5 protein-coding genes and 1 pseudogene are annotated in these 6,804 nt (G+C 68.9%); 1 reads left to right on the top strand and 5 read right to left on the bottom strand.

Annotation, left to right across the window (positions count from 1 at the left end):
• Positions 1-128 precede the first annotated feature (128 nt).
• The 3 genes from BN13_RS05790 to BN13_RS05800 are packed head-to-tail and all read right to left on the bottom strand — an operon-like array spanning position 129 to position 3,123.
• Positions 129-1,169, bottom strand: coding sequence for a glutathione synthetase (locus tag BN13_RS05790; protein WP_048545183.1), 1,041 nt, complete (start codon positions 1,167-1,169; stop codon positions 129-131).
• Positions 1,166-2,335, bottom strand: coding sequence for a flavohemoglobin expression-modulating QEGLA motif protein (locus BN13_RS05795; protein ID WP_048545184.1), 1,170 nt, complete (start codon positions 2,333-2,335; stop codon positions 1,166-1,168). Before BN13_RS05795 ends, BN13_RS05790 begins: the two co-directional genes overlap by 4 nt.
• The gene (locus BN13_RS05800; RefSeq protein WP_053079736.1) at positions 2,332-3,123 is read right to left on the bottom strand and encodes an N-formylglutamate amidohydrolase; all 792 of its coding nucleotides are present in this window, start codon (positions 3,121-3,123) and stop codon (positions 2,332-2,334) included. The genes BN13_RS05795 and BN13_RS05800 overlap by 4 nt, the downstream gene beginning before the upstream one ends.
• A gap of 337 nt (positions 3,124-3,460) precedes the next feature.
• Between BN13_RS05800 and BN13_RS05805 the strand changes: the two genes are divergently transcribed.
• Entirely contained in the window at positions 3,461-4,873 is a 1,413-nt protein-coding gene (locus tag BN13_RS05805; protein ID WP_048545188.1) for a M1 family metallopeptidase, read from the top strand.
• A gap of 186 nt (positions 4,874-5,059) precedes the next feature.
• On the opposite strand, the gene BN13_RS05810 is transcribed toward BN13_RS05805, so the two are convergent.
• A complete protein-coding gene (locus tag BN13_RS05810) occupies positions 5,060-6,298 on the bottom strand; it encodes a glycosyltransferase (protein WP_048545190.1) in 1,239 nt (412 codons plus the stop codon).
• Positions 6,299-6,319: 21 nt separating this feature from the next.
• Positions 6,320-6,804 (bottom strand): annotated as a pseudogene (locus BN13_RS05815) (hypothetical protein); the annotation flags it as partial.

The following is a 6,804-nucleotide window of genomic DNA, read 5'->3' on the forward strand; positions in this document are numbered from 1 at the left end:
ACGCTATGCCCGGCGGCCCGCTGGGCGCGATGGAGCGACGGATGTCGCGCTTCCAGCACGTCCCGGCTCCGCCTCTTGGCGCAGGCGCTCCCTCAAAGCGCGTGACGCTTCACCCGGGGATTTGGGCTTCAGGTCGTCGCGAGCGTGCGGTTGTCGATCTCCGGGTGGTGGCGGCGGATGTTCACCTTGCGCTCGAGTTCCTCGATGATGATGGGCGCGAAGTCCACGTCGGTCATCCCCTTCGCGCTGCCCAGCCCTCCGGGGCTGAAAACGTTGACCTCCATCAGCTTGTCGCCGACGATGTCGAGCCCGACGAGGAACATGCCGTCCGCGACCAGCTTGGGGCGCACGATATCGATCAGTTCCAGCATCTCGTCGGTGACCTTCGCCGACTTGGCGCTCCCGCCGGCCGACATATTCGAGCGCAGATCGGTGCCGGCGCTGACCCGGCGGAACGCGGCATACGCCCCCTTGCTTTCCAGCGGACGGCCGTTCATGACGAAGAAGCGCACGTCACCATTCTTGGCCTCCGGGAGATACTCCTGCGCCACGACATAGCCGTCCCGGCTGATCGCTTCGATGATCTGGTTGAGGTTCGGCGACTCCTTGCGGTCGACGAGGAAGACGCCGCTGCCACCCGAGCCCTGCAGAGGTTTGAGCACGGCCCGGCCACCGAGGTCGCTGACGAATTCGTCGATCAGGTCGGCGTCGCGGGAGATCAGCGTCCGCGGGCGCACGATCTGCGGGAAATGCTGGAAGTAGGCCTTCGAGAGGGCATTGGCCAAACACGTCGGATCATTGACCACGAGCACCCCGAGCGCGGCAACCAACTGCCCGAACGCCACCGCGGCATTGGGCGCCCACGGCGCGCTCTCGGCGTCGTCGGCGGGGTCGTTGCGCAACATGACCACGTCGAACTCCGCGAGCCCGATCAACTCTTCGATGTCTGGCTTTTGAACATCCGCCAGGTGCCGCTCGAGCGAGCGATAGGACTTGCCACTCGCGCGCCGGGCCTTGGTCGAGATGGACCCGTCCGGTTGATAGGACAAATCGCCGACGCCCATGAACCACGCCTCGTGCCCGAGCTGTTTGGCGGTCATGGCGAGCCGATTGGTGGTGTAGACGGGCTTCTCGGTCGCGACGTCGTTGACGACGAAGCCGATCTTCATACGGGCACCTCCAGGAGTTGGCCGAGGTCGTCGGCCTGGGCTGCGGCGGCCAGCCGGTCGGCGGCCGCCGGGTCGAGCAGATAGCGCGGGATCAGGCGAGCCGGGCGCAGGATCCCGGCCGCATCGAGGTCTTCGATCAGCGGCAGATCGCGCAGGGCAAATTTTCCGCGACACAGCAGATCCAGCCGCCCGCCACCGCGCAGATGGCCAAGCAGGTCGACCAGGCCGCGCAGATAGATCGCGTCCTTCGTCATCCCGCCGGCCCGGAAGATGCGCATGACCGTCGTGAACGCGCTGTGCTCCGGGAAACCCTCGTCGACCAAGGCGTCGTGGGCCTCGCGAAAGCTCGCTCCGCCGATCCGGCGATGCACCGTCAGGACGCGAGCTGCCAACTGCCGCAACCGAAATGCGGTCAACCCGCCACTGAGAATCTCGGCGAGGACGGCCAAGCCTTCTTGCGTCTCGTCATAGCCCGCCAAGCCCGAGCCGAGCACTTTGATCGGCTGCGCCGAGCCATTGACCTGGGTCACGAGGTGGGTCCCGACCTCGTGGTGAATCAGCGCCTCGGCACGTCGAGCCTGCACCACTGACTCCGGACCGATCAGCAGGCTATTGCCCGAGACGAGAACGCCCGAGGCGTCGGGGCGAATCTCTGCATGCATCTCGATGTCAGGATCCTGCTCGCGATAGCGCGCGACCTCGGCGAGCGCGAGTTCCAGGAAACTCTCCGCGTCGAGCGCCTCCCCCGCCGATTCCGTATGCCGAACGCTCCCAAGCACCGCCTCGGCTTGCTCGCGCAGGGCTGGGGCGACACCGCCATACAGTTCGATGGACAAGGCGAGGAAGTCCTCGCTGTCGCGCGCCGCCAGCATCGCGAGTTGCAGTTCCAGCTCTCGGTGTTTGGCGCGCAGCAGGTGCCCGAGCGTCGGGTTTTCGACCGCCGAGACATCGATGGCCGCGAGTTGCGCGCCAGCCACCTCGGGGTCAATCTGCAGTTCGCGATAGGTGAAAACTGGGTCACCGCTTCGCTTTTCGTCGTATGCCGCCCGCGCCGACGCGGCGTCCACCGGCGTCACCTCGAGCAGGAAGCGCAGACTCGCCGAGAGTTGCGCGAGCGCATGATCGATGGCCAGATCCTCTGGGGTGAGCTCCACGACCTCCGTCACGACAGCGCCGCCAGCTCAGTCGCCAAGCCGGGGAGGGCGGCTGCGAGATTCGTTCGGGCACAGGCGATCGCGTCGCGGTCGGGCACCCCGGTCCACTCGTCCATGAAGGTCTTCTTGAACTCCAGCGCCAACACACAGCCGATGCGCGGGTAACGATCGTGCACCCACCACGCGAGTTGCCGGCCCTCGAACTTCACGTTCTCGCGCACGTCCACCGGCCCGCAGCCGAGCTCGGGATCGGCCAGGTCACGAGCGAACCGATCCACGAGTGCACCGAAGCGGCTGCGGTCCACCGAGCCGGTGCCCAGGTTGACCTCCGGATTGTCGACCGCCGGCTCGGGCGGCTGATCGGGCCCGGGGCGGCGATGGTTGTAGGAGTGGACGTCCAGGAGGACGAAGGGGCCGCGCTCGGCGACGGCGTCGAGGCGGGCGGCGAGCGCGGCATACACGCTGTCACATGTCCGCAAACTCTCGTGGAATAGCGCCTCCGGGAGCACTTCATCACGCCAGATCTGCAAGCCCCACGCATCCTGCGGGGTGCGATAGACCGCCTCCCGGCGGGGCCGATTGAGGTCCACCTCGAAGCGGGAGGTGGGGGTGATCATGCGGCTCGGCACCGCCGCCGCAATCTGGTCGGTGAACGGGTCTTCCTCGCGGAACCGATCGGCTTCGGGAAGGATCATCACCTCGGCGAGGTCGGGCCGCACCTGGTGACCCGCGTGCACGGAGGTCGCGACGACTTGGCTGTCCCATGGGCCGGTGAAGGCAACCACATGCTGTCGGTCCATGGTCATTTCTACTCGCCCGAGAGAGGCCACGGGGCGCCACGGGTCGACGAATCCGCAGGTCAGGGCCCGGCATAGCCCCTGCGCGGGCGGGTGGGGGCCCGGCCGGGATATCGTCATCGGGGGGGACATCCGGGTAGCCGGCGGGGAGACGAGGGACAACGTGCGGGGCATTGTGGGGGGTGCGCTGGCGGTTGCCCTTCTGGCTGGCTGCACTGGCAGCACGCCGCAGCCGACCGCGCCTCAGCCCGCCAGGTCGAGTCACCCGGGCACGGCGGCTCCGACTGCGACTAGCTCCGCGCACAACCCCGCCTCGTCCCAATCCTCGCTCTCGCCCTCGATGCAACCGACCACACCAGCCGCGGACGCGTGCTCGCTGGCGCCACCGGGTCGCCGGCTCCCCCGCGCAATCGATCCCGAGTCACCGGTCCTCGACAGCGCCGAGAGCACGCCTCGGGAAGACAGCGTCTATCCGGCGTATGGCGATCCCAGCGTCGACGTTCTGCATTACCTTCTCGATCTCACTTGGAGTTCGCCCTCCAAGCGCCTGTCGGGCGTCGAGCACGTCACGCTGCGACCGACGGCCGACGACACCGAGGTTGCCTTGGCGTTGTCCTCGCGCCTGCGCGTGCGCGACGTCCGGCTGGGCTCTCGGATGCTGCCGTTCACCCACTCCGGTGATCAGTTGCGGGTCTCGCTGAAAGTCAAGCGGGACAAGCGGATTCAGCTCAAGATTCGCTACTCCGGCACCCCCCGGCCCGTCCCCGGACCGTCGACGCGTGCGGACAGTGAGCGGCTCGGCCTCGTCGCCGAGCCCAACGGCGACGTGTGGACATCCCAGGAACCGTATGGCGCGTTCACCTGGTACGCGGTCAACGACCAGCCCGCCGACAAGGCGCTGTACGACATCGTCGTACGCGTGCGCGGAGCGCGCGATTCGGGTCAGGTAGGCATCGCCAATGGCATGTTGCGTTCGTGCACGTCCGGCAAGGACGGTCGCACCACGTGGTGGCAACTGGCGGATCCCGCCGCGTCCTATCTGACCGCCCTCGCGATCGGCCCGTATGCCGCGACCGAGCGGACCACCCGACGCGGCTTCCCGATCGACCTGTGGACGCGCCCGATGGATGCCGCGCTCCTGCCCATCCTGGTCAAAGCCCCGAAGCAACTGGAGTGGCTCGAAGCCCGGCTCGGGCCGTATCCCTTCGCGTCCCTCGGCATCGTGGTCACCGACATGGACGGCGCAATGGAGACCCAGACGTTGGTGACTATGTCCTCTGGCCTCCCGCCTGAACGGGCCCCTCTCGTCCTGGTGCACGAGTTGGCACACCAGTGGTATGGCGATCTGGTCACCCCGGCCGACTGGCGCGACGTCTGGATGAACGAAGGGATGGCGCTATATCTCCAGTGGCTCTACGCCGATGAGTTCCTCGACGAGCCGCTGGACTCGACGCTCGCGACGGCGCGCGCGAAGGATGCCGAGTACCGCGCCGAGGCGGGACCGCCCGGCGACTACGACCCGACCAAGTTCGCCCTCCGCAATGTCTATGTGTCCCCTGCGTTGATGTGGGATGCGTTGCGCCGCAAGGTTGGCGACCGGGTGTTCTGGGACGTGGTCAGTGCCTGGCCCAGGACTGCCGACGGAACGGGTACGCGGGCGGAGTTGTTCGCCTTCATCGAGAAGCGCACCGGCCGGGAACTCTCGTCGTTCTTCGACGCCTGGATCATGGGGACAAAGACGCCCCATGCGTGAGCCGCCCCCTGCGTGACGTCGCCCCCCCCGCCGCGGACGCAATAACCTTCGGAGGACGCAATAGCTTTTGCGTCCGCCGAAGGTTATTGCGTCCGCAGGGTGCCCGGGTGGGTCCCGTGGGCGCGTGGGGCCAGGTGGGGCTGAGCTGGGTGGGCTGAGCTGGGCGGGTGGGCCGGGTTGGGTGGCTCAGATGAGATTGAGCCGGGCGAGGGTCTCAATCGTCGTCGGTATGCCGCGCTCCGCCCGGGCGAGCCGGCCCACCTCGGCGGCGCGCGCGGCATACGTCCCGGCGGTCAGCTGGGTGAGCATGGAGGCGAGCCCGAGCGGGGTGAGGCGCTGAATCGGGATGGGTGGGGGTCCCACCCCGAGCCGATGCAGACGGGCGGCGTGGTAGGGCTGGTCCACCCCGAAAGGCACCGCAGCAGAAGGGATTCCGGAGCTGAGACCCGCCCACGTCGTGCCCGCGCCGCCGTGGTGGACGATCCCGGCCAACTGCCTGAACAAGGCCGTATGGGGCACCGACCCGACCTCAAGCGCGTCGCCTTCCGCGCGGGTCACCTCGCGAGACGAGGGCAGGATCACCCGCAGCCCCGCCAGGCGAGCGGCGGCGCGCGCCAGTTCGGCCGCCTCGTCGCCCAGAATCGGCCCCATACTGCCGAATCCGACGTAGACGGGCCGTGGACCCACCGCGAGGAAGTCGCGGACCGTCTGCGGCAGGTCCGCCGACTCCTCTGCCACGAGCGCCCCAGTCTGGTGCAGATTGGTCGGCCAATCGGGTGCCCTGGGCACGAGCAGGGGGCTCGCGGCCAGGATGATCGGATGGCGGTCGGCGGCGTCGAGGCGGTCGCGCGCAATACCAGGAGGTATGCCGAGCCGGTCGCGCGCGATCCGGCCCGCCGACGCGCCGAGCCCGGTCGCCACCCGCCAACTCAGCCGCGACCCCCAGCGGTTGTAGGCAGCGAACGGGGTGAAGAACTCCTGGGCAAAGTGCGAGTCGCGATGCGCGGTCGGGACTTGCCCGGTGAACAGCATCGTGGCTACCCGGCAGCCGCGTCCCTGTCCAAGCGCGGTGGCGAGCTCGCGCGTCAGGATGCCCGTCAGGAGGGTGTCGCCCGGCTGCGTCGCGGCCAGGACGGTGCCCGCCACGGCCGGGGCGATATCGGCCACCCATCGGCGGAGCAGGTGCGCCTGCCCCAGCCTCGTCCGGAATAGCCGTGAGCCGCCGGTCGAGCGGACGAGCTCGGTGGCGTCCTCAGCCCGGACGGGGATGGCCACCGTAGGTGCACCGATGGACTGCGCAACCGGCTCGAGATCGGCGCAGACGACGACCCGGGCATCGACCCCCTCCCGCACCAGAGCCGCCACCAGTGCGGCCATCGGTTGCACGTCCCCGCGCGACCCGAGTCCGAGGGCGAGGACGGTCACGGGTCGGTGTGCTCGCTCAGGTCAGCAGTCGCGACCGGAGCCGCGCATGAACGCCGCAAGGGCCGAGGGCACCAAGAAGAAGATCCACGACCAGGCCCAGCCGCCCATCATCCCGAAGGCGAAGAACGCGATGAACGCCAGCGGCGTTGCCGCCGCGAGGAGGCCCTTCTTGTTGTCGAAATTGCCCGCGCCACGACCGGGGTGCCAGCCGTCGGCCTCGCCGGGTGCGGAAGCGGGGGCCGGCGCTGAGGCCGGCGGCGGGGTCGGCGTCGGCGCCCCGGCACCGGGGGCCGGCGTCGGGATCGGCTGGAAGGCGCCCGGCTGCCCGTCGCGCGGTCCGCTGGTCGAGCCGTATTGGTCGGGATTCGAGGTGGTCATGCGTGTCCCCCAGTGGATGGATCGATCGGGCGCTCCGGTGACCCGTCGGGTCCCGGGACAGGTGGATAGCCGTGGCTGGTTGCCGTCGGCGGCGGTGGCGGGTTTGTCTGGCCGGCCGTCCCCGGCGG

The sequence above is a fragment of the Nostocoides jenkinsii Ben 74 genome (assembly GCF_001046875.1).
GTDB lineage: Bacteria > Actinomycetota > Actinomycetes > Actinomycetales > Dermatophilaceae > Nostocoides_A > Nostocoides_A jenkinsii.